At 61.3% G+C, this 24087-nt stretch carries 31 protein-coding genes; 13 read left to right on the top strand and 18 right to left on the bottom strand.

What is annotated here, in order from left to right; all coding sequences use genetic code 11:
- The first annotated feature begins 5 nt into the window (after window positions 1–5).
- The 7 genes from fliM (at window position 6) to sra (ending at window position 4151) form a co-directional block, all read left to right on the top strand.
- Entirely contained in the window at window positions 6–1010 is a 1005-nt protein-coding gene (gene fliM / locus FHU12_RS06495) for a flagellar motor switch protein FliM (RefSeq protein ID WP_025303254.1), read from the top strand.
- Window positions 1003–1419, top strand: a complete 417-nt coding sequence (gene fliN, locus FHU12_RS06490) for a flagellar motor switch protein FliN (RefSeq protein ID WP_038876868.1) — start codon at window positions 1003–1005, stop codon at window positions 1417–1419. The genes fliM and fliN overlap by 8 nt, the downstream gene beginning before the upstream one ends.
- On the top strand, window positions 1419–1823 hold the full coding sequence (fliO, locus tag FHU12_RS06485) for a flagellar biosynthetic protein FliO (protein ID WP_033647771.1): 405 nt from the start codon (window positions 1419–1421) through the stop codon (window positions 1821–1823). Before fliN ends, fliO begins: the two co-directional genes overlap by 1 nt.
- The gene (gene fliP / locus FHU12_RS06480) at window positions 1820–2581 is read left to right on the top strand and encodes a flagellar type III secretion system pore protein FliP (protein ID WP_025303257.1); all 762 of its coding nucleotides are present in this window, start codon (window positions 1820–1822) and stop codon (window positions 2579–2581) included. Before fliO ends, fliP begins: the two co-directional genes overlap by 4 nt.
- A gap of 20 nt (window positions 2582–2601) precedes the next feature.
- Entirely contained in the window at window positions 2602–2871 is a 270-nt protein-coding gene (gene fliQ / locus FHU12_RS06475) for a flagellar biosynthesis protein FliQ (RefSeq protein WP_004934803.1), read from the top strand.
- Between the two features lie 2 nt (window positions 2872–2873).
- Window positions 2874–3656, top strand: a complete 783-nt coding sequence (gene fliR, locus FHU12_RS06470) for a flagellar biosynthetic protein FliR (RefSeq protein ID WP_033632754.1) — start codon at window positions 2874–2876, stop codon at window positions 3654–3656.
- Window positions 3657–4013: 357 nt separating this feature from the next.
- On the top strand, window positions 4014–4151 hold the full coding sequence (sra, locus tag FHU12_RS27090; protein ID WP_185742282.1) for a stationary-phase-induced ribosome-associated protein: 138 nt from the start codon (window positions 4014–4016) through the stop codon (window positions 4149–4151).
- A gap of 272 nt (window positions 4152–4423) precedes the next feature.
- Here sra and flgL read toward each other — a convergent pair whose 3' ends face one another.
- Complete coding sequence (flgL, locus tag FHU12_RS06465) at window positions 4424–5383, bottom strand: flagellar hook-associated protein FlgL (RefSeq protein WP_016927302.1); 960 nt, start codon at window positions 5381–5383, stop codon at window positions 4424–4426.
- A gap of 59 nt (window positions 5384–5442) precedes the next feature.
- Entirely contained in the window at window positions 5443–7092 is a 1650-nt protein-coding gene (gene flgK / locus FHU12_RS06460; protein WP_004934814.1) for a flagellar hook-associated protein FlgK, read from the bottom strand.
- On the opposite strand from flgK, the gene FHU12_RS06455 reads away from it, so the two are divergent.
- Window positions 7085–7369 (top strand): hypothetical protein, encoded by a 285-nt coding sequence (locus FHU12_RS06455; protein WP_141968174.1) that lies wholly within the window; start codon window positions 7085–7087, stop codon window positions 7367–7369. The two genes, flgK and FHU12_RS06455, sit on opposite strands and share 8 nt — an antisense overlap.
- A gap of 7 nt (window positions 7370–7376) precedes the next feature.
- Here FHU12_RS06455 and flgJ read toward each other — a convergent pair whose 3' ends face one another.
- The 9 genes from flgJ to flgB form a co-directional block, all read right to left on the bottom strand.
- Complete coding sequence (flgJ, locus tag FHU12_RS06450; protein ID WP_141968172.1) at window positions 7377–8321, bottom strand: flagellar assembly peptidoglycan hydrolase FlgJ; 945 nt, start codon at window positions 8319–8321, stop codon at window positions 7377–7379.
- Window positions 8321–9421: a flagellar basal body P-ring protein FlgI gene (locus tag FHU12_RS06445; protein WP_004934816.1), complete on the bottom strand. Its 1101-nt coding sequence runs from the start codon at window positions 9419–9421 to the stop codon at window positions 8321–8323. The genes flgJ and FHU12_RS06445 overlap by 1 nt, the downstream gene beginning before the upstream one ends.
- A 10-nt stretch (window positions 9422–9431) precedes the next feature.
- The gene (flgH, locus tag FHU12_RS06440; RefSeq protein WP_107226381.1) at window positions 9432–10133 is read right to left on the bottom strand and encodes a flagellar basal body L-ring protein FlgH; all 702 of its coding nucleotides are present in this window, start codon (window positions 10131–10133) and stop codon (window positions 9432–9434) included.
- An 83-nt stretch (window positions 10134–10216) separates the two neighbouring features.
- Window positions 10217–10999, bottom strand: a complete 783-nt coding sequence (gene flgG, locus FHU12_RS06435) for a flagellar basal-body rod protein FlgG (RefSeq protein WP_004934819.1) — start codon at window positions 10997–10999, stop codon at window positions 10217–10219.
- A gap of 18 nt (window positions 11000–11017) precedes the next feature.
- On the bottom strand, window positions 11018–11773 hold the full coding sequence (locus FHU12_RS06430; protein WP_141968170.1) for a flagellar basal-body rod protein FlgF: 756 nt from the start codon (window positions 11771–11773) through the stop codon (window positions 11018–11020).
- 12 nt (window positions 11774–11785) lie between these two features.
- A complete protein-coding gene (flgE, locus tag FHU12_RS06425) occupies window positions 11786–13009 on the bottom strand; it encodes a flagellar hook protein FlgE (protein WP_015378255.1) in 1224 nt (407 codons plus the stop codon).
- 54 nt (window positions 13010–13063) lie between these two features.
- Complete coding sequence (gene flgD / locus FHU12_RS06420) at window positions 13064–13741, bottom strand: flagellar hook assembly protein FlgD (RefSeq protein WP_141968168.1); 678 nt, start codon at window positions 13739–13741, stop codon at window positions 13064–13066.
- A gap of 12 nt (window positions 13742–13753) precedes the next feature.
- Complete coding sequence (gene flgC / locus FHU12_RS06415) at window positions 13754–14158, bottom strand: flagellar basal body rod protein FlgC (RefSeq protein WP_004934826.1); 405 nt, start codon at window positions 14156–14158, stop codon at window positions 13754–13756.
- Window positions 14159–14163: 5 nt separating this feature from the next.
- Window positions 14164–14577, bottom strand: a complete 414-nt coding sequence (gene flgB, locus FHU12_RS06410) for a flagellar basal body rod protein FlgB (RefSeq protein ID WP_141968166.1) — start codon at window positions 14575–14577, stop codon at window positions 14164–14166.
- Window positions 14578–14737: 160 nt separating this feature from the next.
- Between flgB and flgA the strand changes: the two genes are divergently transcribed.
- The 5 genes from flgA to relB all read left to right on the top strand — a co-directional run bounded on the left by flgA (window position 14738) and on the right by relB (window position 17206).
- A complete protein-coding gene (flgA, locus tag FHU12_RS06405; RefSeq protein WP_141968164.1) occupies window positions 14738–15391 on the top strand; it encodes a flagellar basal body P-ring formation chaperone FlgA in 654 nt (217 codons plus the stop codon).
- 129 nt (window positions 15392–15520) lie between these two features.
- Complete coding sequence (gene flgM / locus FHU12_RS06400) at window positions 15521–15832, top strand: flagellar biosynthesis anti-sigma factor FlgM (RefSeq protein WP_019452957.1); 312 nt, start codon at window positions 15521–15523, stop codon at window positions 15830–15832.
- A 39-nt stretch (window positions 15833–15871) separates the two neighbouring features.
- Window positions 15872–16306, top strand: a complete 435-nt coding sequence (locus tag FHU12_RS06395; protein WP_123895274.1) for a flagellar protein FlgN — start codon at window positions 15872–15874, stop codon at window positions 16304–16306.
- A gap of 230 nt (window positions 16307–16536) precedes the next feature.
- Window positions 16537–16911 (top strand): type II toxin-antitoxin system RelE/ParE family toxin, encoded by a 375-nt coding sequence (locus FHU12_RS06390; protein ID WP_141968162.1) that lies wholly within the window; start codon window positions 16537–16539, stop codon window positions 16909–16911.
- Entirely contained in the window at window positions 16904–17206 is a 303-nt protein-coding gene (gene relB, locus FHU12_RS06385) for a type II toxin-antitoxin system RelB family anti-toxin transcriptional regulator (protein WP_084827646.1), read from the top strand. The genes FHU12_RS06390 and relB overlap by 8 nt, the downstream gene beginning before the upstream one ends.
- Window positions 17207–17208: 2 nt before the next feature.
- Here the strand turns inward: relB and FHU12_RS06380 are convergent, their stop codons facing one another.
- The 7 genes from FHU12_RS06380 to cheR form a co-directional block, all read right to left on the bottom strand.
- Complete coding sequence (locus FHU12_RS06380; protein WP_141968160.1) at window positions 17209–17613, bottom strand: flagellar protein FlhE; 405 nt, start codon at window positions 17611–17613, stop codon at window positions 17209–17211.
- The gene (gene flhA / locus FHU12_RS06375; protein WP_141968158.1) at window positions 17613–19691 is read right to left on the bottom strand and encodes a flagellar biosynthesis protein FlhA; all 2079 of its coding nucleotides are present in this window, start codon (window positions 19689–19691) and stop codon (window positions 17613–17615) included. Before flhA ends, FHU12_RS06380 begins: the two co-directional genes overlap by 1 nt.
- A complete protein-coding gene (flhB, locus tag FHU12_RS06370) occupies window positions 19684–20835 on the bottom strand; it encodes a flagellar biosynthesis protein FlhB (protein ID WP_043138644.1) in 1152 nt (383 codons plus the stop codon). Before flhB ends, flhA begins: the two co-directional genes overlap by 8 nt.
- A gap of 165 nt (window positions 20836–21000) precedes the next feature.
- Complete coding sequence (gene cheZ / locus FHU12_RS06365; protein ID WP_004934858.1) at window positions 21001–21645, bottom strand: protein phosphatase CheZ; 645 nt, start codon at window positions 21643–21645, stop codon at window positions 21001–21003.
- A gap of 10 nt (window positions 21646–21655) precedes the next feature.
- Window positions 21656–22045, bottom strand: a complete 390-nt coding sequence (gene cheY, locus FHU12_RS06360) for a chemotaxis response regulator CheY (protein WP_006326141.1) — start codon at window positions 22043–22045, stop codon at window positions 21656–21658.
- 102 nt (window positions 22046–22147) lie between these two features.
- Window positions 22148–23197 carry a protein-glutamate methylesterase/protein-glutamine glutaminase gene (locus FHU12_RS06355; protein WP_089195992.1) on the bottom strand — a complete coding sequence of 350 codons (1050 nt, stop codon included), beginning with the start codon at window positions 23195–23197 and terminating at the stop codon, window positions 22148–22150.
- Window positions 23197–24069, bottom strand: coding sequence for a protein-glutamate O-methyltransferase CheR (gene cheR / locus FHU12_RS06350; RefSeq protein ID WP_141968156.1), 873 nt, complete (start codon window positions 24067–24069; stop codon window positions 23197–23199). The genes FHU12_RS06355 and cheR overlap by 1 nt, the downstream gene beginning before the upstream one ends.
- Window positions 24070–24087 lie beyond the last annotated feature (18 nt).

The following is a 24087-nucleotide window of genomic DNA, read 5'->3' as shown; positions in this document are numbered from 1 at the left end:
TCACTATGGGCGATAGCATTCTTTCACAGGCAGAGATCGACGCCTTGCTCAACGGCGACAGCGCGGGTGATGAACCCGAAGCGATAGTCGGCAAAGAGAGCGAGGTCAAGCCTTACGATCCGAACACCCAGCGCCGCGTGGTGCGCGAGCGTCTGCACGCGCTGGAAATCATCAACGAACGTTTTGCCCGGCAGTTCCGCATGGGGTTGTTCAACCTGCTGCGCCGCAGCCCGGACATTACCGTCGGCCCGATCAAAATCCAGCCGTATCACGAGTTCGCCCGCAACCTGCCGGTGCCGACCAACCTGAACCTGGTGCATCTGAATCCGCTGCGCGGCACTGCCCTGTTCGTGTTCGCGCCGAGTCTGGTGTTCATCGCCGTCGACAACCTGTTCGGCGGCGACGGCCGCTTCCCGACCAAGGTCGAAGGCCGCGAATTCACCCCGACCGAACAGCGGGTGATCAAACGCATGCTGCGCCTGGCGCTGGACGCCTATGGCGACGCCTGGAGCGCCATCTACAAGATCGACGTGGAGTACGTGCGTGCCGAAATGCAGGTGAAGTTCACCAACATCACCACCTCGCCGAACGACATCGTGGTCACCACGCCGTTCCAGGTAGAGATCGGCGCGCTGACCGGCGAGTTCAACATCTGCATTCCGTTCGCCATGATCGAACCGCTGCGCGAGCTGTTGACCAATCCGCCGCTGGAAAACTCGCGGCAGGAAGACAGCCACTGGCGCGAAACCCTGGTGAAGCAGGTGCAGCACTCCGAACTGGAGCTGATCGCCAACTTCGTCGATATCCCGATGCGGCTGTCGAAAGTCCTGAAGCTGCAGCCGGGCGATGTATTACCGATAGACAAGCCGGAACGCCTGATCGCCCATGTGGACGGCGTACCGGTTCTGACCAGCCAATACGGCACGTTGAACGGGCAATATGCCCTGCGTGTTGAACATTTGATTAACCCTATTTTGAATGCTCTGAGTGAGGAACAGCCCAATGAGTGATCCTAAGCAACCGTCTGGCGAAGGAAAGGAATCCGTAGACGATCTGTGGGCTGATGCGTTTAACGAGCAGCAGTCGACAGAGAAATCCGGCGCGAGCACCGAAGGGGTGTTCAAGTCGCTGGAAGCTCAGGATGCGCTCGGCAGCCTGCAGGATATCGACCTGATCCTGGATATTCCGGTCAAGCTGACCGTGGAGCTGGGGCGCACCAAGATGACCATCAAAGAGCTGCTGCGCCTGTCGCAAGGCTCGGTGGTGGCGCTGGACGGCCTGGCCGGCGAGCCGCTCGACATCCTGATCAACGGTTACCTGATCGCACAAGGTGAAGTGGTGGTGGTGGCCGACAAGTTCGGCGTGCGCATCACCGACATCATCACCCCGTCCGAACGCATGCGTCGACTGAGCCGCTGATGACCGTCGCGGCACCCGTTACCGTTCAAAGCAGCCAACCGCCCGCCGCGCCGGCCTTGCCGGCCGGTTCGGTGTTGATGCAGGTCAGCAGCGCGCTCGGCGGCATTCTGCTGCTGATCCTGCTGGCCGGTTGGCTGTTCCGTCGGCTGGGTTTCGCCCCGCAGGCGCGCAACAACAAGCTGCTCAACCTGCGCGCCAGTTGCCAGGTCGGGCAGCGCGAGCGCGTGGTGGTGGTGGAAGTCGACGACACCTTGCTGGTATTGGGCGTTACCGCCCAGCAGATCACCCCGCTGCACACCCTGCCCGCCCCGCCGAAAGACGAGGGCGCGGCCGACGCGGCGACGCCGGCGGACTTCCGCCAACTGATGCAAAAAGTTCTGAAACGCCCGGAAAAATCGGCATGACCTCGACTCTTCATACCCTCGTCCGCCGTCCGGCGGTTTGGCTCCCTGCCGCCCTGCTGTTCATCAGCCCGGCGGCTTTGGCGCAACTGCCGGGGCTGATCAGTCAGCCGTTGGCCAACGGCGGCCAAAGCTGGTCGCTGCCGGTACAGACGCTGGTGCTGTTGACCTCGCTGACCTTCCTGCCCGCCATGTTGCTGATGATGACCAGTTTTACCCGCATCATCATCGTGCTCGGGCTGCTGCGCAACGCGCTGGGCACGCCGTCGGCGCCGCCGAACCAGGTCATGCTGGGGCTGGCGTTGTTCCTGACCTTCTTCATCATGTCGCCGGTGTTCGACAAGGTTTATCAGGACGCCTACCTGCCGTTCAGCCAGGACAAGATCGGGCTGGAGGTCGCGCTGGATAAAGGCGCGCAGCCGCTGCGCGAATTCATGCTGCGCCAAACGCGCGAAACCGATCTCGCGCTGTACGCCAGATTGGCCAATCAGCCGCCGCTGGCCGGCCCGGAGGCAGTGCCGATGCGCATTCTGCTGCCCGCCTACGTCACCAGCGAACTGAAAACCGCCTTCCAGATCGGTTTTACGGTGTTCATTCCGTTCCTGATTATCGACCTGGTGGTCGCCAGCGTGCTGATGGCGCTGGGGATGATGATGGTGCCACCGGCCACCATCTCGCTACCGTTCAAGCTGATGCTGTTCGTGCTGGTCGATGGCTGGCAGCTGCTGCTCGGCTCGCTGGCGCAGAGCTTCTATTCATAACCCCGACCGGAGAACGCGAGATGACACCTGAATCGGTTATGGCGCTCGGCACCGAAGCGATGAAAGTGGCGCTGGCGCTGGCCGCCCCGCTGCTGCTGGCGGCGCTGATCAGCGGCCTGGTGGTCAGCCTGCTGCAGGCCGCCACCCAGATCAACGAAATGACGCTGTCGTTCATCCCCAAAATTCTGGCGGTGGTGGCCACCATCATCATCGCCGGCCCCTGGATGTTGAACCTGCTGCTGGACTACATGCGCACCCTGTTCAGCAACCTGCCCACCCTGATCGGCTAACCGTGCTCACCTTCGACAGCGCCCAGCTCACCGTCTGGCTCAGCCACTATTTTTGGCCGCTGCTGCGCATTCTGGCGCTGATAAGCACCGCGCCGATATTCAGCGAAAAGCAAATCAGCAAAAAGGTCAAAATCGGCCTTGGCGGGCTGATCGTCATCCTGATCGCGCCGACGCTGCCCGCCAGCAATATCCCGATCTTCTCCGCCGCCGGCCTGTGGCTGGCGATTCAACAGATTCTGATCGGCGTGGCGCTGGGATTGACCATGCAGTTCGCCTTCGCGGCAGTGCGCCTGGCGGGCGAAGTGATCGGCATGCAGATGGGCCTGTCGTTCGCCACCTTCTTCGATCCCAGCGGCGGCCCGAACATGCCGGTGCTGGCGCGCCTGCTCAACCTGCTGGCGATGCTGCTGTTCCTCAGCTTCGACGGTCATCTGTGGCTGATTTCGCTGCTGGCGGACAGCTTCCATACCCTGCCTATTCAAACGCAGCCGCTGAACGGCAACGGCTTCCTGGTGTTAACCCAGGTCGGCTCGCTGATTTTCATCAACGGCATGATGCTGGCGCTGCCGCTGATCTGCCTGCTGTTGACGCTGAACATGGCGCTCGGCTTGCTCAACCGCATGACCCCGCAGCTGTCGGTCTTCGTGATCGGCTTCCCGGTCACCATGACCTTCGGCATCATGACGCTGGGCATGATGATGCCGATGCTGGCGCCGTTCTGCGAGCATCTGTTCGGTGAAATCTTCGATCGGCTGGCGGCGGTGATCGGCGGCATGACCTTCTAAGTCCCTGTGGCGCCCCCTTCCTTTTCCCCTTTTCCGCCTGAGACAAAATGGCAATAAAAACGCTTTCTTGGGACAAAAGCCTGAGAAACGTCTTTTATCCAGATTAAGGTTCAAATGTCTCCGGCGGCTTGAATAAATAAAACTCCGACCTAGAATAGTCCCGGTAACAAAAATATCGCCCGTACCACGCTAGCCATCAGCGGCGATAAAAACACTGACTCCAAAGTAAAAATAAAAAATAACGCAGCCACGCAGGGTTAAATGCGCGGCAGATAACTTACACCCTGAATAAATGCGTCCGGCGCCAGCCGGCTGCAGGGCGCAGCATCGACCTTTGCTAACCACAGGAGCGAGATCATGATTAAAGCGAAAAGCAACCGCAAGGCGCGCCGGTTATTCGGCTTGACCCACTGGAAAAGCAACAAATTTAGAGTTTCTTTTACCGAGACGGCCGACGGCGGAAAATGGAAAGTCGTGAAGAAGAAGAAGAAATAACATCGCTATTTATCGTCAGGAAAATAATACCCATCGCGATTTTTCCACCGCTGATTTCAATAATGCCGCTGCGCATTAAACAGGGGTGACAATCTTATTATTTCTTTCCTGATGAAAAAAAGGCGCGTCACTCAGTCAGTAGTGGGAGAATGAGTGACGCGCCAAACGAGTGCGCCCGGTTTCAAGAAGCCTCCCTCCCCGCGGGGCGGAGAAGGTGTTTTCTAAGCGCACTAAAGGGAAACCCGTCGCGGTCAGGCAACGGGGTATTGCTCTTAACGATTCATCTGGAACAGCGACATGCCCTGCATATCGCTGAAGGTTTTATACGACGCCTGCAGCGCTGCCTGCTGCATGAAATAAGACGAGATAGACTCGGCCAGATCGGCATCCGTCAACGCGCTCATCTGGATCTGGTTGGTCATGTCACGCTCTTTACCGATGCTGTCCAGCTGATCCATTTCCTGCAGCTGACTGCCCAGCTCGGCGCGCACGCTCAATACGTTGTTGTAGGAGTTGTCCAGACCGCGGTTGGCTTTCGCCAACGCATCGTTCACCTGCTGCTTGGTGGCCTCATCGGCGCCCTGCAGCGGGGTTTTCAACGCGTTCAGCGCAATATCGATGCTCTCGAATACGTTGCTGACCGGCGCGCTGCCGTCCGGCTCGGGCTTCGGATTGCTGGTCAACGACATGAACACCGCGTTGCCGGTATGGCCGATGGTCATGGTGCGGTTGGCGTCCACTTTCTGCTGAACCGTCTTGTCCCCGCCCTGATAACTGACGGTGCCGCCGTTGTCGACGAACGGCGCCTTGTCGTTCACGTATCCGCCGAACATATAGCGGCCGTTGCCGTCGGTGCTGTTGGCCTGGTTCAGCAGCTGATCTTTCAGCCCCTGCAACTGGGTGGCCAGCGACTGGCGGTCGTTATCGCTTTCGGTGCCGCCGGCGTTGACGATCAACGCCTTCATGTCCGCGATGGTGGACGTCGCGCCGGCCAAGACCGTTTCTTCCATCGACACGTTCTGACGAGCGAAGGTGCGCGCCAGCGTGTACTGGCTGTTTTCCGCCTGCGATTGCGACAACATCACCGCGCGCGACGCCGCCAGCGGATCGTCGGACGGGTTGATCACCCGCTTGCCCGAGGAAAGCTGCTCGGCCGCCTTCATGAACAGCGACTGGTTGCCCGTGATGCCGTTCATGTTCTGTTGGTACATCATGCTGGTGCTCATGCGCATGCTGTGGGTTCCTTACTCTGAGCGATCGGCGCCGTTATCGGCGCCGATTAACAATGAAATCAACGAATATTCAGCAACGCATCGAACAGCGAGCTGGCGGTCTGAATCACCTGCGCGTTGGCCATGTAGTACTGCTGGAAACGCAGCAGCTCGCCATACTCTTCGTCAAGGTTGACGCCGGACATCGACTGCTGTTGCGCACCCAGCTGCGTCACGATCTTGGCCTGCGACGTGGCGATGGCCTTGGCGGCAGCGGTCTGGTTGCCGACGCCGCTGACAATGCCGGCGTAAGCGCCGCTCAGGGTCGCCTTACCGTCCACCAGGTTTTTGGTCTGCAGATCCAGCAGTTTCTTGGCATTTTCGTTATCACCGCGGCCGCTGTCGTCTTTACCGGCGGCGGCGATCTTGGACGAATCGGTGATGGCCACTTTCAGGTTGCCCGCCACGTCGCTGACCGGCTTCACGGTGAAGCTGTCTTTAGCCTGCGCATTGCCGTCGATGCTCACTTCCAGCCCGTCGAAGTTCAGCGTCGGTTTGCCGTCCGCGCTGGTACCCGGCGTGGCGTTGACTTTCACGTTGTCCGGCAGGCGGCTGACCTGCCAGTTGCTGCCGTCGAACTCGACGCGATAATCGTTGGCTTTCACCTTGCCGGTATCGGTGTAAGAGACCGACAGCGACGCGTCGCCGGTATTGCGGGTGTTATCCACCACCCGGCCGCCGCTGAAGCTGAAGAAGTCGCCGCCTGCGTCGCCGTTCAGGTCGAAACCGGCGCGATGCTGCTGATTGAAGCTGTCCGCCATCGCCAGCGCCAACTGGCCCAGCTGATTGCGCACGCCGTCCAGCGTTTCGCTGCGGAATTTCAGCACGCCGCTCAGCGTGCCGCTGGTGATCTGACCTTCCGGCACTTCGCTGGCGCCGTTGCCGCGGTTATAGCCGATGGTCAGACGGGAAGGATCGCTGCTGGAAGGCACGGCTTCCACCTGATACGTATTGCTGCCTTGCACCAGAGTCAAGCCGTTGGCGAAGGAGACGGTATAGGCGTCGCCGTCCTGTTGCGTGACCTGTACGCCCACCAGTTGGTTCAGCTCGGTAACCAGCTGATCGCGCTGATCCAGCAACGCATTCGGCTCGCCGGCGGCGCTGCCGCGCAAACGGGTGATCTCGTCGTTCAGCTTGGCGATCTGCTGGCCGTAGCTGTTGATCTGCTGCGCCGTATCGCTGATCTGCTGATTAACGCCGTTGTCCATGTCGCGCAGGAATTTATCGGTGTTGTTGAACTGGTTCACCAGGCCGTTGGCCTTGCCCAGCACCGTTTGGCGCGCGGCATCGTCACCGGCGTTGCTCACCAGGTTCTGCAGGTTGGTGAAGAAATCCTGCATGTTGGTCGACAGCGGATTGGTTTTGCTCGCCAACAGGTTGTCGATCTGCGAAATCTTCTCGTAATAGGCGTTTTGCGCCCCGAACGCGCTTTGCGCGCCGCGCAGCTGGTTGGTGATGAATTGGTTGTACTCGCGGTTGACGCTGGTGACGGTCACGCCGTTGCCGATAAAGCCGCTCATGGTGGCCATGCCGCCGTTCTGCGCCAGGATCGCGGTCTGGCGGTTGTAGCCCGCCACGTTGTAGTTGGAGATGTTGTTGCTGACGGTACTGAGCGCCACCTGAGCCGCATTCAGCCCGCTCATCGCGGTATTGATTAAGCTATTGGACATCGGAATTCCTTATGCTGCGGCGCCGGTGGCCCACAGGGTTCTAATTGAGCTGCTGAGCCTGTTCGCTCAGCCTGTTTCGGTTATCGGCCAAAATGAGAAGAACTTGAGGAAAAAAAGCGGCAACGCGGTCAGCATCCAGCCAGCCTTCGTTACCGCCTATCCCCTAAATAATTGGCGTCGCAGCAAGGCGACAAGCAAGGGCGTCCCCGGGCGCTTGGTTAAGCCAAGTGACCGGGGCGAGCTTGTGCAGTCAACGCCGCTGCGGCGTCAAGAATGACGGGGATTTAGAACAAATCTTTCAGATCGTGGGTGTAAGCTTTGACCGCCTGTTCCCCCGCGTTCTTCATCTGCTGAATCACGCTGACCAGTTTGCTGGCGTACTGCGGGTCGGTGGCGTAGCCGGCGCGTTGCAGCGCATGCGCCGCCTGCTCCGGGCTGCGTGCGGCGGCCACGTCGGCGTAACGCGGGTTGTTGGTCAGCAGTTTGACGTAGTCGGCGATCGCTTCAACGTACGAACCGTAGACGCGGAACTTCGCCTTCACCTTTTTCGCCGCGCCCTGTTCGAACTCGGTGGTGGTGATCTCCGTCACCGGCCCGTTCCAGCTGCCGCCGGCCTTGATGCCGAACAGGTTGTAGCTCGGCGTGCCGTCTGAGGTCGGGATCTCGCGCTGCCCCCAGCCGGACTCCAACGCCGCCTGCGCGACGATCAGCTGATGCGGAATGCCGCTCTGCTGGCTGGCGACCTTCGCCGGGATCGACAGGCGAGCGACGAAGTTGCCGTTGTTGAGTGACATCGGCGCGGCGGCCGGCGGGGCTTTCGGCATCGCGCGGCGCACCATCTGCTCCAGCGCCTGGTTCGGCAGCGTTTGCAGCACCTCGTTGTCGAGCGCCATCGGCGACAGGCCCGCCGTTTCACTTGGCACCGTGTTGGCGTTGCTCATCTGCTTGACCATCATGTCGGCCAGCCCCAGCCCTTTTTGCGACATCTGCTGGGCGATTTGCTGGTCGTACATCGAGGTATAGAGCCGCGTTTGATCGCTGCTCAATACCCCGTCCTGCGGCAAGGCAGATCGCATGCTTTTCAGCATCATCTGCACGAACATGCCTTCCACCTGCTGGGCCACCTGCTTGAGGTTGCCCTGCGGGTCGGCCGCCGCATCGCGCTTCAGGCCGTTCAGCGCCTGGGCGTCATAGGCCGCGCCCGACATCGCCATCAGATCGCCGGCCATCAGATGATTTCCAGCTTGGCGCGCAGGCAGCCGGCGCTCTGCATCGCCTGCAGGATCGACATCAGATCGATCGGCGTGGCGCCCAGCGCGTTCAGCGCGCGGATCACGTTGTTCAGGTTGGCGCTGGCGTTCACCTTCTGCAGCGATCCGCCCTGCTGTTGCACCGAGATCTGGGTGTTTGGCGTCACTACCGTCTGGCCGCCGCCGAACGGCGTCGTCGGTTGGCTGACGGTGTTCTGCCGATCGACCACCACCGACAGGTTGCCCTGGGCGACGGCGCAAGAATCGAGGATCACATCGCGGTTCATCACCACCGAACCGGTGCGCGAGTTGATGATCACTTTGGCGTCCATCGCGCCGACGTTGACGGTGATGTTTTGAATCTCCGCCAGGAAGCGCACCTGCGAGCTGTTGCCCTGCGGCACCAGCACCTGGATCGTGCGGGCATCGAGCGGCGTCGCGGTACCGCCGCCGCGTTGGCGGTTAATGGCGTCGCTGATCTGCTGTGCCAGCGTGAAATCTTCGTCGTTCAGCTGCAGGTTGAGAACGCCGCCGCTGCCGAAGGTGGTCGGCAGTTCGCGCTCGATGGTGGCGCCGTTGCTGATGCGCCCGCCCGCCAGCTGGTTGACCTGCACGCTGCTGCCGCCGGCCGCCGCGCCCGCGCCGCCGACCAGCACGTTGCCCTGCGCCAGCGCATAGACCTGGTTATCCACGCCTTTGAGCGGCGTCATCAGCAGGGTGCCGCCACGCAGGCTCTTGGCATTACCCATCGAAGAAACCACCACGTCGATGTTCTGCCCGGCGCGCGAGAACGGCGGCAGTTTGGCGGTCACCATCACCGCCGCCACGTTTTTCAGCTGCATGTTGGTGCCCGGCGGCACGGTGATGCCCAGCTGCGACAGCATGTTGCTCAGGCTTTGGGTGGTAAACGGCGTCTGCATGGTCTGGTCGCCGGAGCCGTCCAGCCCCACCACCAGGCCGTAGCCGATCAGGGCGTTGTCTCGCACGCCCTGCACCGTCACCAGATCGCGGATGCGCTCCGCCGCCGCCGGCAAGCACACCAGCCCGACGCACAGCGCGATAAACCATTTTTTCAGCATCAGTCAATCCTTAGAACGGTGAAACATTTAAGAAGAAGCGCTGCAGCCAGCCCATGGTCTGCGCTTCGTTGATATAGCCATTGCCGACGTATTCGATACGTGCGTCCGCTACCTGCGTCGAGGTCACCGAGTTGTTGCCGCTGATGGTGCGCGGGTTGACGACGCCGGAGAAGCGGATGAATTCGGTGCCCTGGTTGATGGCGATCTGCTTTTCCCCCACCACGTGCAGGTTGCCGTTGGCCAGCACCTGGTTGACCGTCACCGTAATGGTGCCGTTGAAGGTGTTGTTGGCGTTGGCGCCGCCCTTACCGCCGAAGGTGCTGTCGCCGGAAATGTCCATATCGGCGCGCGCATTGCCCAACAGGCCGTCGAGGTAACGCGGCGAGGTGGCGACGCCGAACTTGCTGGCGCCGTTGCGGCTGGCGTTGGCGGAGGAGCTCTTGCTGGCGCTGACGTTTTCCTGCAGCACGATGGTCAGGGTGTCGCCGACGTTGCGCGGACGGCGGTCTTCGAACAGCGGCTGATAGCCGTAGTTCATCGGCTGCACCGTCTGGAAGATCGAGCCGTTCGGCATCGGCGCGCTGGCCGGCGCGGGCTGCGCCGTGGTCGCGCCGTCCACCAGCGATTTGTGCGGAATATAGGCGCAGCCGCTCAGCGTCAGCATCACCATTCCCGCCAGCCAGCGTTGTCCCTGCCGCGGCAGGATTGCCATCGAATATGTGGTTACCACGGGTATCGCCTTTGTTTCACGAAAGAGAATGACGGGCGCGGCAAGCCCGGCCCGTCAATGACAGATTACAGTTGCGTCAGCTTTTGCAGCATCTGATCGGAGGTCGATACCGCTTTGCTGTTGATCTCGTAAGCGCGCTGAGTCTGGATCATGTTGACCAGCTCTTCCGCCACGTTGACGTTGGAAGTTTCCACGTAACCCTGATACAGCAGACCGGCGCCGTTCAGCCCCGGCGTGCTCTCGTTCGGCGCGCCCGAGCTTTCGGTTTCCTGATACAGGTTCTCGCCCACGCTCTCCAGACCGCTGTCGTTGACAAAGGTCGTCAGCGTCAGTTGGCCCACCTGCTGGGCGGCGGTTTGCCCCTGCTGGGTGACGCTGACGATGCCGTCGCGGCCGACGGTGATGGACAGCGCGTTCGCCGGAATGGTGATCGCCGGCTGCACCTGGAAACCGCTGGAGGTCACCAGTTGGCCGTTCTGATCGATCTGGAACGACCCGTCACGGGTATAGGCCTGAGTGCCGTCCGGCAGCATCACCTGGAAGAATCCCTGCCCCTTGATGGCGACGTCTTTGCTGTTGTTGGTCTGCGACAGGTTACCTTGGCTGTGAAGACGCTCGGTCGCCACCGGACGCACGCCGGTGCCGATCTGCAGACCGGAAGGCAGCGTGGTCTGCTCGGAGGACTGCGCCCCCGGCTGACGCATGGTCTGGTACAGCAGATCTTCAAATACCGCACGCTGGCGTTTGAAGCCGTTGGTGCTGACGTTCGCCAGGTTGTTGGCGATCACGTCCATGTTGGTCTGCTGCGCGTCCAGACCGGTTTTGGCAATCCATAAAGATGGAATCATCGGTTATTTCCTTGCTGCTTAACTCACTGAGAGCAGTGAGTTGGCACGCTGTTCGTTTTCATCCACGCTGTGGATGACCTTCATTTGCATTTCAAAGCGGCGGGCGTTGGCGATCATGTCGACCATGGTCTCCATCGGCTTGACGTTGCTGCCTTCCAGCACGCCCGGCATCACCCGCACCTGCGGATCGTTTTGCAACTGATTGCCGCGCTGCTGTTGGGTTTCCGGCGTCAGGCGAAACAGCCCGTCGTCACCGCGCATCACTTCGCGCGCATCGGCTTTCACCAGCTTCAGGCGGCCGATCTGCGCGATGGTGTTCGGCGGATCGCCGGCGTTCAGCGCCGAAATGGTGCCGTCGGCCGCGATGGTGATCTCCGCCGACGGCGGCACCTCGATCGGGCCGCCGTCGCCCATCACCGGCAACCCCTGCACCGTCAACTGCCCGGTGGAGGAAATTTGAATGTTGCCGTTGCGGGTATAGGCTTCCCCCCCACCCGGCAGGCTCACCGCCAGAAAACCGTCCTGCTGTAGCGCCACGTCCAGCGGACGCGCCGTGTAGTTCAGCGCCCCCTGGCTCATATCGGCGCCCGGCGTCGACGCGGTCACCAAGGTGCGCGTCGCCATGCTCGGCCCGTCGACCGGCACCGCGCGCAATGCGGCGAGCTGGGCGCGAAAGCCCGGCGTCGACGCATTCGCCAGGTTGTTGGCGGTAATGGACTGCTGTTCCAGCGTTTGGCGCGCCGCGCCCATCGCGGTATAAATCGCGTGATCCATAACTCGACCTTATTAGCGCAGGCTAACCAGCGTCTGCAGGATGGAGTCCTGCGTCTTGATGGTCTGGGCGTTGGACTGGTAGTTACGCTGTGCGACGATCATGTTCACCAGCTCCTGGCTCAGATCGACGTTGGAAGATTCCAGCGCGCCGCTGGTCAGCTTACCGAAGCCGCCGCCGCCCGACAGACCAACGCGCGGCTGACCGGACGCACCGGTTTCCTGCCACACGTTATCGCCCTGCGACGCCAGCCCTTCCGGGTTGGAGAAGTTGGCCATGACGATCTGGCCCAGCACCTGAGTCTGCTGGTTGGAGTAGATGCCCACCACTGTGCCGTCGTTGTTGATCTGGAAGTTGGTGTATTCACCGGCGGCATAGCCGTCCTGCGCCACTTTGCTCACCGAGTCGCTGCCCACGTTCTGCTGCATGCTGCCGGCGAAGCTCAGGGTGAAGTTTTGCGCCGGTGCGCCGTCTTTGGCGGTCATCGGGATCACCATGCTGAACTCCCCCGGCGCACCGTTGGTGCTGGTGGTTTTCACCAGGTTGCCGCTGGTGCTGAACTCCATGGTGCCGGCGTTCACTGGCGCTGCGCTGCCGTCCTGAGTGTAGACCTGCCACTTGTTATCTTCCGTCTTCACGAAGTAGGCGTTGATGTTGTGCGCGTTACCCAGCGAGTCGTAGGCGGTGATGGTGTTGACGTAGTTGTAGCTGTCCTGTTTGGTCGGATCGAACGTCTTGTTCTCCGGCACTTTATGGGTGGACTTCAGGTTGGCCACCATCTCACCGGAGGTGGACGCCTTGGCATTCATCATGCCTTCAGGAATGCTCAGCGGCACGGGGTTGGCACCCTGCTGGATGGTCGGAGGGGAACCGGCCGCCGGGTAGCCGGTCAGCTGCAGGCCCTGCATGTTGGTCAGGTTGCGGTTCTCGTCCAGCTTGAACTGGCCGTTGCGGGTATAGAAGATGCCGCCGTCTTTATCCTGCATGCGGAAAAAGCCGTTGCCGTTGATGGCCACATCCAGCGCACGGCTGGTGCCGGTGGTGGTGCCGCCCTTGAAGTTCTGGGTGATGCCGGACACTTTAACGCCCAGACCAACCTGCGAACCGGCGAACATGTCGGCGAAGGACACGCTGCCGGATTTGAAGCCCGCGGTCGCGGAGTTGGCGATGTTGTTACCGATCACGTCCAGGTTGGTTGCTGCCGCGTTCAAGCCGCTGACTGCCTGAGAAAAGGCCATGTTATTCTCCGAATAGTGGTCAGGCTATCGTCCGATTGAGCCTGATGCTGAGGGTTATAAGATCTGTCGCACGTCTTCCAGGGTGGCGTTGCCCGCCAGGCCGAGATCCAGCTTGGCGCCGTTACCGTCGCGGATCACGCCGTTCACCAGCCCGAAGTGCAGGCTGCGCGCCACCAACTGCTCGCCGTTGCCTTTGGCGTTAATCGCCACTTTGTAGGCGCCGTCGGGCGCGGTGGAGCCGTCATCCAGCGAACCGTCCCAGGTGAAGGCGTGTACGCCGGCGGTCAGACCGCCGATTTCGATGGTGCGCACCACCTGCCCGCTGGCGTTGGTAATGGTGGCGGTCACCTGATCGGCGGCGCGCTCCAGTTCCACGCCGAACGGCGTGGTGCTGACCTTGCCATCCTTGCTGCCGACCAGAATGTTGTTGCCCGGCACCATCACGCCGTGACCGATCAGCGCCGTCGCCTGCAGCGACTGGTTGCTGTTGATCTGGCCGGAGATCGAGCCCAGCGTGGTGTTGAGTTTTTCGATGCCCTGAACGGTGTTGATCTGCGCCAGCTGCGAGGTCAGTTCGTTGTTCTGCATCGGATTGGTCGGATCCTGGTTTTTCAACTGCGCCACCAGCAGCGTCAGGAAGCTGTTGTGCAGATCCTGGCTGTTGGTATTTTTGCTGTTGTTACCGATGACGGTGTTGTCCAACGGCTCGTTAGTGGTTGCGGCGATAGCCATGGGAACCTCCGGTTACTGACCCAGCGTCAGGGTTTTCATCATCATCGACTTGGTGGTGTTGAGCACCTCGACGTTGGCCTGGTAGCTGCGCGAGGCGGAGATGGTGTTAACCATTTCGCCCACCACGTCGACGTTCGGCATGCGCACGTAGCCCTTGGCGTCCGCCAGCGGGTTGCCCGGCTGATAGACCAGACGCTCTGGCGCCGGATCGTCCACCACCTGGGCGACGCGCACGCCGCCGGTCGGCTGACCAGGGGCCGCCGCGACCTGGAACACCACCTGCTTGGCGCGGTAAGGCTCGCCGTCCGGGCCGGTCACGCTGTCGGCGTTGGCCATGTTGCTGGCGCTGACGTTCATGCGCTGGGATTGCGCCGATAACGCCGAGCCGGAGATATCAAAAATGTTCAGTAAAGACATGCGCCTTATCCTTGTTGCAGCACGGACATCATCCCTTTGATCTGCCCGCTGAGCAGCGTCAGGTCGGTCTGATATTTCAGGCTGTTATCGGCAAAGTTGGTGCGTTCGCGATCCATGTCCACCGTGTTGCCGTCCATCGACGGCTGATCCGGTACCCGGTACAACAGATCGAGCTGCGGCGGCTGCAGGGTCTGCGCCGGGATGTGGCGCGCCGCCGTCAGGTTCAGCGACATGCCGTTGCCGTTGACGCGCCCTTGTTCCAGCACTTTGTTCAATTGGCTGGCGAAATCGATATCCCGCGCCTGATAACCCGGTGTGTCTGCGTTGGCGATGTTGGCGGCCAGAATTTCCTGCCGCTGGGCGCGCAAGTTCAGCGCCTCTTGGCCAAAGCGCAGAGCCGCGTCCAGTTTGTCGAGCATGCTCCCTCCGCGAGGTTAGAATTTGGAGTCGACAGGATAAACGTCCCCTGCGCCACCCTATCGCGGGAATAGACGCAAAATGGGGCGCTATTTATCTGCTTAGCCTGCGCGCGCTGCGGGTACACTTACGCGTATCCCGATGAAGCTTGAGAAGATGACGATGAAAGGTAAAATGCTGCTGCTTATCGGCCTGCTGTGCAGTCTGAACGCGCGCGCCGACGATCTGGCGACGCAAATCGAAAGCTTCATCAAAGGCAAGTTCACCGGCGAGCCGGTGCAGGTGAAAGTGCGGGTGCGCACGCCGCCGGCCCAATGGCCCGCCTGCGAACTGCCGCAGCTGTCGCTGCCGCCCAATGCGCGGATCGGCGGCAACGTCAGCATTTCGGCGCGCTGTGGCCAGGAGCGGCGTTTTATCCAGACGCAGGTGCAGGTATTCGGGCGCTATCTGGTTTCGGCGCGCGGCATCAGCGCCGGCAGCCGGTTGACGGCGGCGGATCTGACGTTGAAGGAAGGCCGGCTCGATACCCTGCCGCCGCGCGCGCTGACCGAAGCGGGCAAAGCGTTAGGCGCAGTCAGTCTGCGCAATATCAGTCCTGGCCAACCGCTAACCCTCGCCATGCTGCGCCGCGCCTGGATTATCAAGGCCGGGCAACCGGTGCAGGTCACCGCGCAGGGCGAAGGATTCAACATCAGCGGTGCGGGTAAGGCGATGAACAACGCCGCCGCCGAAGACAGCGTGCGCGTGCGCATGGCGTCTGGGCAGATCGTCAGCGGCGTGGTCGGAGACGACGGCGCGATTCGCATTACGTTATAAAAAAGTAAAGGTTCCGCAAACCTTGCCGATAAGACAAATCAAGCAGCATTTTATTGGCCACCAGGGCCGCAAAACTTTCATTGCAGCGTCGTCGCCCCCGAGCGGCCACGGCGTAAACGGAGATGGACCATGAGTATCGATCGCACCCAGCGGTTACAGCCGGTTTCCACTGTGCAACCGCGTGAAACCCCGGCCGACAACCCGCTCCAACCGCGCAAGGCCGCCGTGGCCGAAACCGCCGTCAGCGGCACGCAGGTCAAACTGAGCGAGGCGCAGGCGCGCCTGATGCAGCCGGGCACCCAGGATATCGATATGGGCCGGGTCGAGGCCATCAAGCAGGCGATCCGCAACGGCGAGCTGAAGATGGACGCCGGCAAAATCGCCGACGCGCTGCTGCAAGACGCGCAGAGCGATATTCAATGGATCGCCGGACGCGACTGACAGCGCGCGGCGAGTAGCGGTAAAGGATAAGTCATCACTATGGAAAACCTGGCACAACTGCTGGACAAACTGTTGGAAACGCTGCAGGCACTCAATGGCGTGCTGGAGGAAGAGCACGACTTGCTGTGCTCCGGCCAGTTGCCCGGCGTGGCATTGCAGCGCGTCACCGATGCCAAAAGCCAACTGCTGGCGACGGTCGCTTACCTCGAGCAACAGCGCCTGGGGCAGGAGAAAGCCTGCGGGCAACGCGCCCCCTATTCCAGCCATGCGCCCCTGGCCGATCGCTGGCAACGCGTTCAACTGCTGAGCCAAACGCTGCGCGAGAAGAATCAGCACAATGGCCTGCTGCTCAATCAGCAGATCGACCATAACGCTCAGGCGCTGGCGATCCTCAGCAAGAACAACAAATCGCTGTATGGCCCGGACGGCCAGTCGCACGCCGGCAGCCTGCTCGGCAGAAAAATCGGCGTCTGACCTGTCTGATTTCGCCCGGTGAGCCTATCACCGGGTACGCGTTAACCGGCTTTTGCACATCCCCTCGCATTTTCTCCCTATCACTCTTTGAATTCACTTAAGGCTTTGCGCCAGGCTGCGCATGGCGTGAATTTGGCTGTTTCTTTCCCTTTGGCCGCTTGTCACCCTGTGGTGATTTTTAAACCACTTGAAATATACCCTTTACGGGTATAGATTCGCAGGGAGAGCGAATGGCCGACATTTATCTCACCAAAACCTTTCAGGGTTTTGCCGCGCGCGAGCGCATCAGCGACGCCACGATAGTGAAAGCGGCGCGAGAAATGCAACGTCAGCTGTACGACGCCAGTCTTGGCGGTTACGTGTACAAGAAGCGAATCGCTCGGGCTGGTGCGGGCAAACGGGGCGGTTATCGGGTACTGATCGTTTTTCGCGATGAAGAACGCCTGTTTTTTATGCGCGGCTTTGCCAAAAGCGAGAGAGAAAACATCAGTACGGACGAGTTACAAGGATTGAAACATCTGGCTGCGCTGTATCTGGATTATTCGCCCTTCAGACTCTACCAGCTGGTCAACAACAAGGAATTACGGAGGCTAAGCGATGAGTAAAATTCTTGCCGAGATCCACCAGGAAGTTCAGGGCCTGCACCGCGCCGGTTTCGTCGACGACGTGACCATGCGCACCTTCGACATGCTGTGCCTGCGGCCGGTGAAACAGTTCGGGCCGGCCGAGATCCGCGCGCTGCGCGAACGGGAAAACGTCAGTCAGCCGGTGTTTGCGCTGTATCTCAACGTCAGTAAAAAGGCGGTGCAGAAATGGGAGCGCGGCGAAGCACAACCGAACTCCGCCGCAATGAAGCTGCTGTCACTGGTCGAACGCAACGGCCTGCAAATTCTGGCCTGATCCTACTGATAATTGACGATCACCTGATTGCCAATCACCCGCAGCGGCGGGTTCAGCCCGCCTTGCGACTGCACGTAATAGACAAAGCGCAATTCCGCATTGGCCGGTTCGCCCTGCAGGCCGTTGCTGCTGCCGCTGCCGCCGCCGAGCGGAATGCAGCGGTTCACCGTACACAGCTGGGCCTGCAGCCCGGCCGGCTCCGGCCCCAGTAAACGGTAGCGCCAGCTGACGCGGGTGATGCGCGCATTGGCATCCGGCAGCGCGTTCGGCGGCCGCAAACCGGCGGACTCACCGCGCATGCCGCCCTGTTCCAACGTCACGCCCGCCCCTTCGGCCACCCAGGAGCCGGACACCGCACCGGCGGTTAACGGCGCCAGCAAACACAGCACGAACAGACAACGTTTCATCAGGCGGCTCCAATGGTCGAGGTCATGCGAATCTGGCGATCGTCGTTGATTTCGAGGTTGGACAACACCACGATCTGCGGCAGACTGCGGCGCAGGAAGCGCGCCAGCAAGGCACGCAGCGCATGGTTGACCAGCAGCACCGGCGGCGCGCTGAGCATCTCTTGCCGCTGCAGCGCCTGGCGCGCCTGATCCAGCAGGCGATCGGCCAGCCCCGGTTCCAGACCGCCTCCGCCCTGCAACGCCTGCAACAACAGGCGCTCCAGTTGGGTATCCAGACCGATGACCTGAATCTCGCCGTTGCCGGGGAACCACTGCTGTGTGATCGCCCGGCCCAGCGCCACCCGTACCACGGTGGTCAGCTCATAAGGATCGCTTTGCGCCGGGGCATGTTCCGCCAGCGTTTCGACGATGGTGCGCATATCGCGGATAGAAACACGCTCGGCCAGCAGGTTTTGCAGCACTTTGTGCAGCGTGGTCAGCGACACCACGCCCGGCACGAAGTCTTCGGTCAGCTTCGGCATCTCTTGTGAAACACGGTCCAGCAGCTGCTGAGTTTCCTGGCGGCCAAACAGCTCGCTGGCGAACTGGCCGATCAGGTGATTAAGGTGCGTCGCTACTACGGTGCTGGCTTCCACCACGGTAAAGCCCTGGATCTGCGCCTGCTCGCGCAAGGCGCTGTCGATCCATACCGCCTCGAGCCCAAAGGCCGGATCAATGGTTTTGTCTCCCGCCAGCTCACCCACGGCATTGCCGGGGTTGATCGCCAACCAGCGGCCCGGCTGCGCTTCGCCACTGCCGATCTCGACGCCTTTCATCAGGATGCGGTAACTGGCTGGCGGCAGCTCCAGATTGTCGCGAATGTGCACCACCGGCGGCAGATAGCCCATGTCCTGCGCGAATTTCTTGCGGATACCGCGAATACGGCCCAGCAGCTCGCCGTTCTGTTGAAAATCGACCATCGGAATCAACCGATAGCCTACTTCCATCCCCAGCGGATCTTCCAACTGGACATCGGCCCAGCTGGCCTCGGCGGCCTGCGGATTCTCCGGCATCACCGGCGCCTCCACCGTTTTCGGTGCCTGTTGTTCACGGCCGCGCAGCCACCAGGCCAGGCCCAGCAAAGCGGCGGTAAACAGCAGGAACACCAGGTTCGGCATGCCCGGCACCAGGCCCAACAGCCCCAGTACCCCGGCGCTCAGCAACATCACGCGCGGATTGTTGAACAGCTGGCCCACCATCTGCTCACCGACGTCCTGATCGGTCGCGACGCGGGTGACGATAACGCCGGCGGCGGTGGAGATTACCAGCGCCGGGATCTGCGCCACCAGACCGTCACCGATGGTCAGCAGCGTATAGCTTTCCGCCGCCGCCCCCAGCTCCATACCATGCTGCACGACACCGACCAACAGGCCGCCGACGACGTTCAGCACCATGATCATCAGGCCGGCAATGGCATCGCCACGCACGAATTTACTGGCACCGTCCATCGAGCCGTAGAAATCGGCCTCCTGGGTCACTTCGGCACGGCGTTTCTTCGCTTCGTCTTCGCCGATCAACCCGGCGTTCAGATCGGCGTCGATCGCCATCTGTTTACCCGGCATGCCGTCCAGGACGAAACGCGCGCCCACTTCGGCGATACGCCCGGCCCCCTTGGTGATGACCATGAAGTTGATCAACACCAGGATGATGAACACCACGATACCGATGGCGAAGTTGCCCCCCACCAGGAAGTGGCCGAAGGCCTCCACCACGCGGCCGGCAGCGGCGGAGCCGGTATGCCCTTCCAGCAAGATGATGCGCGTCGACGCGACGTTGAGCGACAAACGCAGCAGCGTGGAGAACAGCAGAATGGTCGGGAAGGCGGCGAATTCGAGCGTGCGCTGGGTGAACATCGCCACCAGCAGCACCATGATCGACAGCGCGATGTTGAAGGTAAACAGCAGGTCGAGGATAAACGCCGGCAACGGCAGCACCATCATCGACAGGATCAGCAGGATCAACACCGGGCCGGCCAACACCTGCCACTGCGTATCTTTAAAATTGCCCGGCAAACGAAGCAGGGAGGCCAAATTAGCCATCAGAGTCACTCTCTCTTGCAAAATCCAGTGCTTCCGGCACCGGTAAACGTTCAGGTTTTTTCGGGATCAGGCCGCCCTCGCGCCGCCAGCGGCGCAGCTGGTACACCCAGGCCAGCACTTCGGCGACGGCGGCATACAGGGTGGCCGGAATATGTTGTCCAATCTCGCTGTGTCGATACAGCGCACGCGCCAGCGGCGGCGCTTCCAGCATCGGGATGCGGTGCTCCGCACCGAGCTCGCGAATGCGCAAGGCGATTTCGCCGGCCCCTTTGGCCAGCACCTTCGGCGCGCTCATTTTCTTGTCGTTGTACTGCAACGCGACGGCGTAGTGCGTCGGGTTGGTGACGATCACGTCCGCCTTGGGCACATCGGCCATCATGCGGCGCCGGGCGATCGCCCGCTGCTGCTGACGAATACGCCCCTTAACGTGCGGGTCCCCTTCCTGGTCTTTGAATTCGTCGCGAATATCCTGCTTGGTCATCTTCAGCTTTTTGAAGTGGCTCCACAGCTGGTAGAACACGTCGAACGCCACCATCGGCGTCAATCCCAACACCACCAGAAAACCGCAGAACAGGATCATCTGCAACGCATTGCCCAGCGCATCGAGCGGCTGCTGGGTCATCAGATGCAGCATTGCCGCCCAGTTGTGCCACAGATAAAGACCGGTCACCCAGCCGACCAGCGTCGCTTTCAGGATCCCTTTCAGCAGCTCGGCCAGCACCTGGGTGGAAAAGATGCGCTTCAACCCGGACAACGGGTTCAACCGCTTCAAGTCGAATTTAATCGACTTGCCGCTGAACAGAATGCCCCCCAGCAGCATCGGCGCGGCGAGCGCCACCAGTACCAGCCCCGCCATGATCGGCAACAGCGCCAGCACCGCCTGGCGCAGCAGCATGCCGAGTTGGCGCACCATCTGTTTATCGTTGCTGACCATGCCGTGGTCGAAGTTCAACCCCTGCGTGAGCATCGCCGCCAGCTGTTGCGCCATGTTGCTGCCGGACATCAGGATGATCGCGAGGCCCGAGAGCAGCATCAGCACCGAGGTCAATTCGCGGGAACGCGGGATCTGGCCGTCTTCACGCGCCTTCTCCAGCCTGTGGGGCGTGGGGGCCTCGCTTTTTTCCAGATCGCTGTCTTCAGCCACGAAACGCCGTTCCTGTGTCGGGAGGGTAAAGAATGGCGGTCAGCATGCCAAAAAATTGGCGATGTCATTGGCGGAACAACGGGGAAAAAGGCGGGTTATTTAGGGGATGAGACGAAAACTGCGCGGAATGTTGTCGGGGCGCGCCGTCGCGCGCCCCGAAAAGCCTTAGAAACCGAGGCTGTCGAGCAGATCGTCGACCTGCGCCTGGTTGGCGATGACGCCGACGCCGTTCTGGTCGAGCTGCGGGCCGTTCAGCAGGCTGTCGTTCGGCCGTTTTTCCTTCACCGGCTGCTCCGGCATGTTTTCCATCAGCACCATCAGCAGCTGCTTTTCGATCTCCTGCACCACGTCCATCATGCGCTTGATCACCTGACCGGTCAGATCCTGGAAGTCCTGCGCCATCATGATTTCCAGTAGCTGGGCATTGGTGAAGGCCGTATGGCCCGGCACCTGATCCAGATACTGGCGCGTGTCGTTGACCAGAGAACGCGCATCGTCCAATTCGATGGGATTGGCGAACCACTCGTCCCAGCGCCCTTTCAACGCGTTGGCGCCGGATTCCAGCTCCGCCTGGCGCGGTTGCGCCGCCTCCACGCAGTTCAACGCCCGTTCCGCCGCCTGCGCCGTCATGGTTACGACATAGTCAAGACGGTCGCGCGCATCCGGGATCGCCTCTGCCGCCTGGGCGATCGCCTGATCGAGCCCCAGTTCGCGCATGCTGTCGCGCAGCATTCGGGTCAGTTGGCCGATGCGGGAGATAATCTCTCCCGCGGTCGCTGCATCGCTGGCAGGCATTGGAATGTCTCTCATCGCCCTCTCCTTACATGCCCAATTTTTCAAAAATCTTGTTGAGCTTTTCTTCCAGCGTCGCCGCCGTAAAAGGTTTCACTACATAACCGCTGGCGCCGGCCTGCGCCGCCGCGATGATATTTTCTTTCTTGGCTTCCGCCGTCACCATCAGCACCGGCATCGCGGCCAGCGCGCCATCGGCGCGGATGGTTTGCAACAGCTCCAGCCCGTCCATGTTCGGCATGTTCCAGTCGGACACCACGAAGTCGAAACCGCCGGCGCGCAGCTTGTTCAGCGCATCTGCGCCGTCTTCAGCTTCTTCGACGTTGTTGAAGCCCAGCTCTTTGAGCAGATTTCTGACGATGCGGCGCATGGTGGAAAAGTCGTCCACAACCAGAAATCTGAGGTTCTTGTCTGCCATTGTTACTCCTGAAATAGTTAACCGTTTAATGATGCAAAACCGCAGGCCGCCGCGCGGCGAACCAGGGTCATATCGCCGCCGGGTAAACCCTGCGGACTAAAATCAAATACGCAATGCCTGGCCGCCGGAAATCTGCGCCAACATGCGCTGGCTCATCCTGTCCAACTCGACCACTTCGCTGACGCCGCCGCTGGCGATCGCCTCGCGCGGCATGCCGAACACCACGCAGCTCGCCTCGTTCTGCGCCAGGGTATACGCCCCGGCGCGGTGCATCTCCAGCATCCCCGCCGCACCGTCGTTCCCCATGCCGGTGAGGATCACCCCCACCGCATTGCGGCCGGCATATTGCGCCACCGAACGGAACAGCACATCGACAGACGGACGATGGCGGTTGACCGCCGGGCCGTCATGCAGCTTCACCTGATAGTTGGCGCCGCTGCGCGCCAGCTCCAGGTGGCGGTCCCCCGGTGCGATGTAGGCGTGGCCCGGCAACACACGCTCACCGTCCTCCGCTTCTTTCACCGTGATCTGGCACAGTTTGTTCAGCCGCTCGGCGAACGAACGGGTGAAACCGGGCGGCATGTGCTGGGTGATCAGCAGCGCCGGACTGGTGGCCGGCAGCGGCTGCAGTACCTGGCGGATCGCTTCGGTGCCGCCGGTGGAGGCGCCGATGGCGATCAGTTTTTCACTGCTCAGCAGCGGCGCATGGCTGAGGATCGCCGGCGCCGGGCTGTTGGAACGCTGCGGCAGGCGCGCTCTGGCGGCGGTGCGGATCTTCTCGGCAATCAGTTCGCTGTAGGCCAACATGCCCTCGCGGATGCCGAGTTGCGGTTTGGTGACGAAATCCACCGCGCCCAACTCCAGCGCGCGCAGCGTAATCTCAGACCCTTTACCGGTCAGCGAAGAGACCATCACCACCGGCATCGGCCGCAGGCGCATCAGCTTTTCGAGGAAATCCAGCCCGTCCATGCGCGGCATCTCGACGTCCAGCGTCAGCACCTGGGGATTAAACTTTTTGATCAGATCGCGCGCCACCAGCGGATCCGGCGCGGTCGCTACCATTTCCATGTCGGCGTGGCCGTTCACGATTTCCGTCATCAGCTGGCGCATCAGTGCCGAATCGTCTACGCATAACACTCTGATTTTACTCATTACCTCTCCTTGGTCAGCCCATACACGGTCTGCCCACGCAAGTAGAAATCCCGGCTGATCTGGCTGAAATTCTCGGAGTGGCCGGCAAACATCAGCCCCCCCGGCTTAAGCAAGGGAACGAAGCGGCGCAGGATGCGCTCCTGCGTCGCCTTATCGAAATAGATCATGACGTTGCGGCAAAAAATGGCGTCGAATTGCCCCGGCAGCGCCCACTCCGGCGCCAGCAGGTTCAGCGGCTGGAAGTTGACCCGCGCCGCCAGCTCCGGCCGCACGCGCACCAGCCCCTGATGCGGCCCGGTGCCGCGCAGGAAATAGCGCTGCATTTGGGTCGGCGTCAGGGTACGCAGATCTTCCTGGCGGTATACGCCCGCCTCCGCTTTTTCCAGCACCTGCGTATCGATGTCGCTGGCCCAGACCTGGCAACTGCCGGCCCGCTGACCCAATGCATCGCTCAGCGTGATGGCGATCGAATACGGTTCTTCGCCGGTCGAGGCCGCGGTGCTCCAGACGCTGTAGCCGTTCGGCCGCGAGCGCGCGTGTTCCGCCAGGATCGGGAAGTGATGCGCCTCGCGGAAAAAGGCCGTCAGGTTGGTGGTCAGCGCGTTGATGAACGCCTGCCACTCTGCGCTGTTCGGGTCGCTTTCCAGCAGCGCCAGGTAGTCACCGAAATCGTGCAATCCCAACAGCCGCAACCGGCGCACCAGGCGGTTGTAAACCATCTCGCGCTTATGCTCCGCCAGCACGATGCCGGCGCGTTGATAAATCAACTGGCTGATACGGCGAAAATGCACGTCCGACAGCGGCAGGCGCTGCACCATTTGCGTCAACATCGACGCAGTATCCCGGTTAGAAGTTGACGGCGTCTGTTTCATGCCACCTCACCGGAGAAA

This window comes from Serratia marcescens (assembly GCF_006715005.1).
Lineage (GTDB): Bacteria > Pseudomonadota > Gammaproteobacteria > Enterobacterales > Enterobacteriaceae > Serratia > Serratia montpellierensis.
This window is presented reverse-complemented; position numbering and strand designations above follow the sequence as displayed.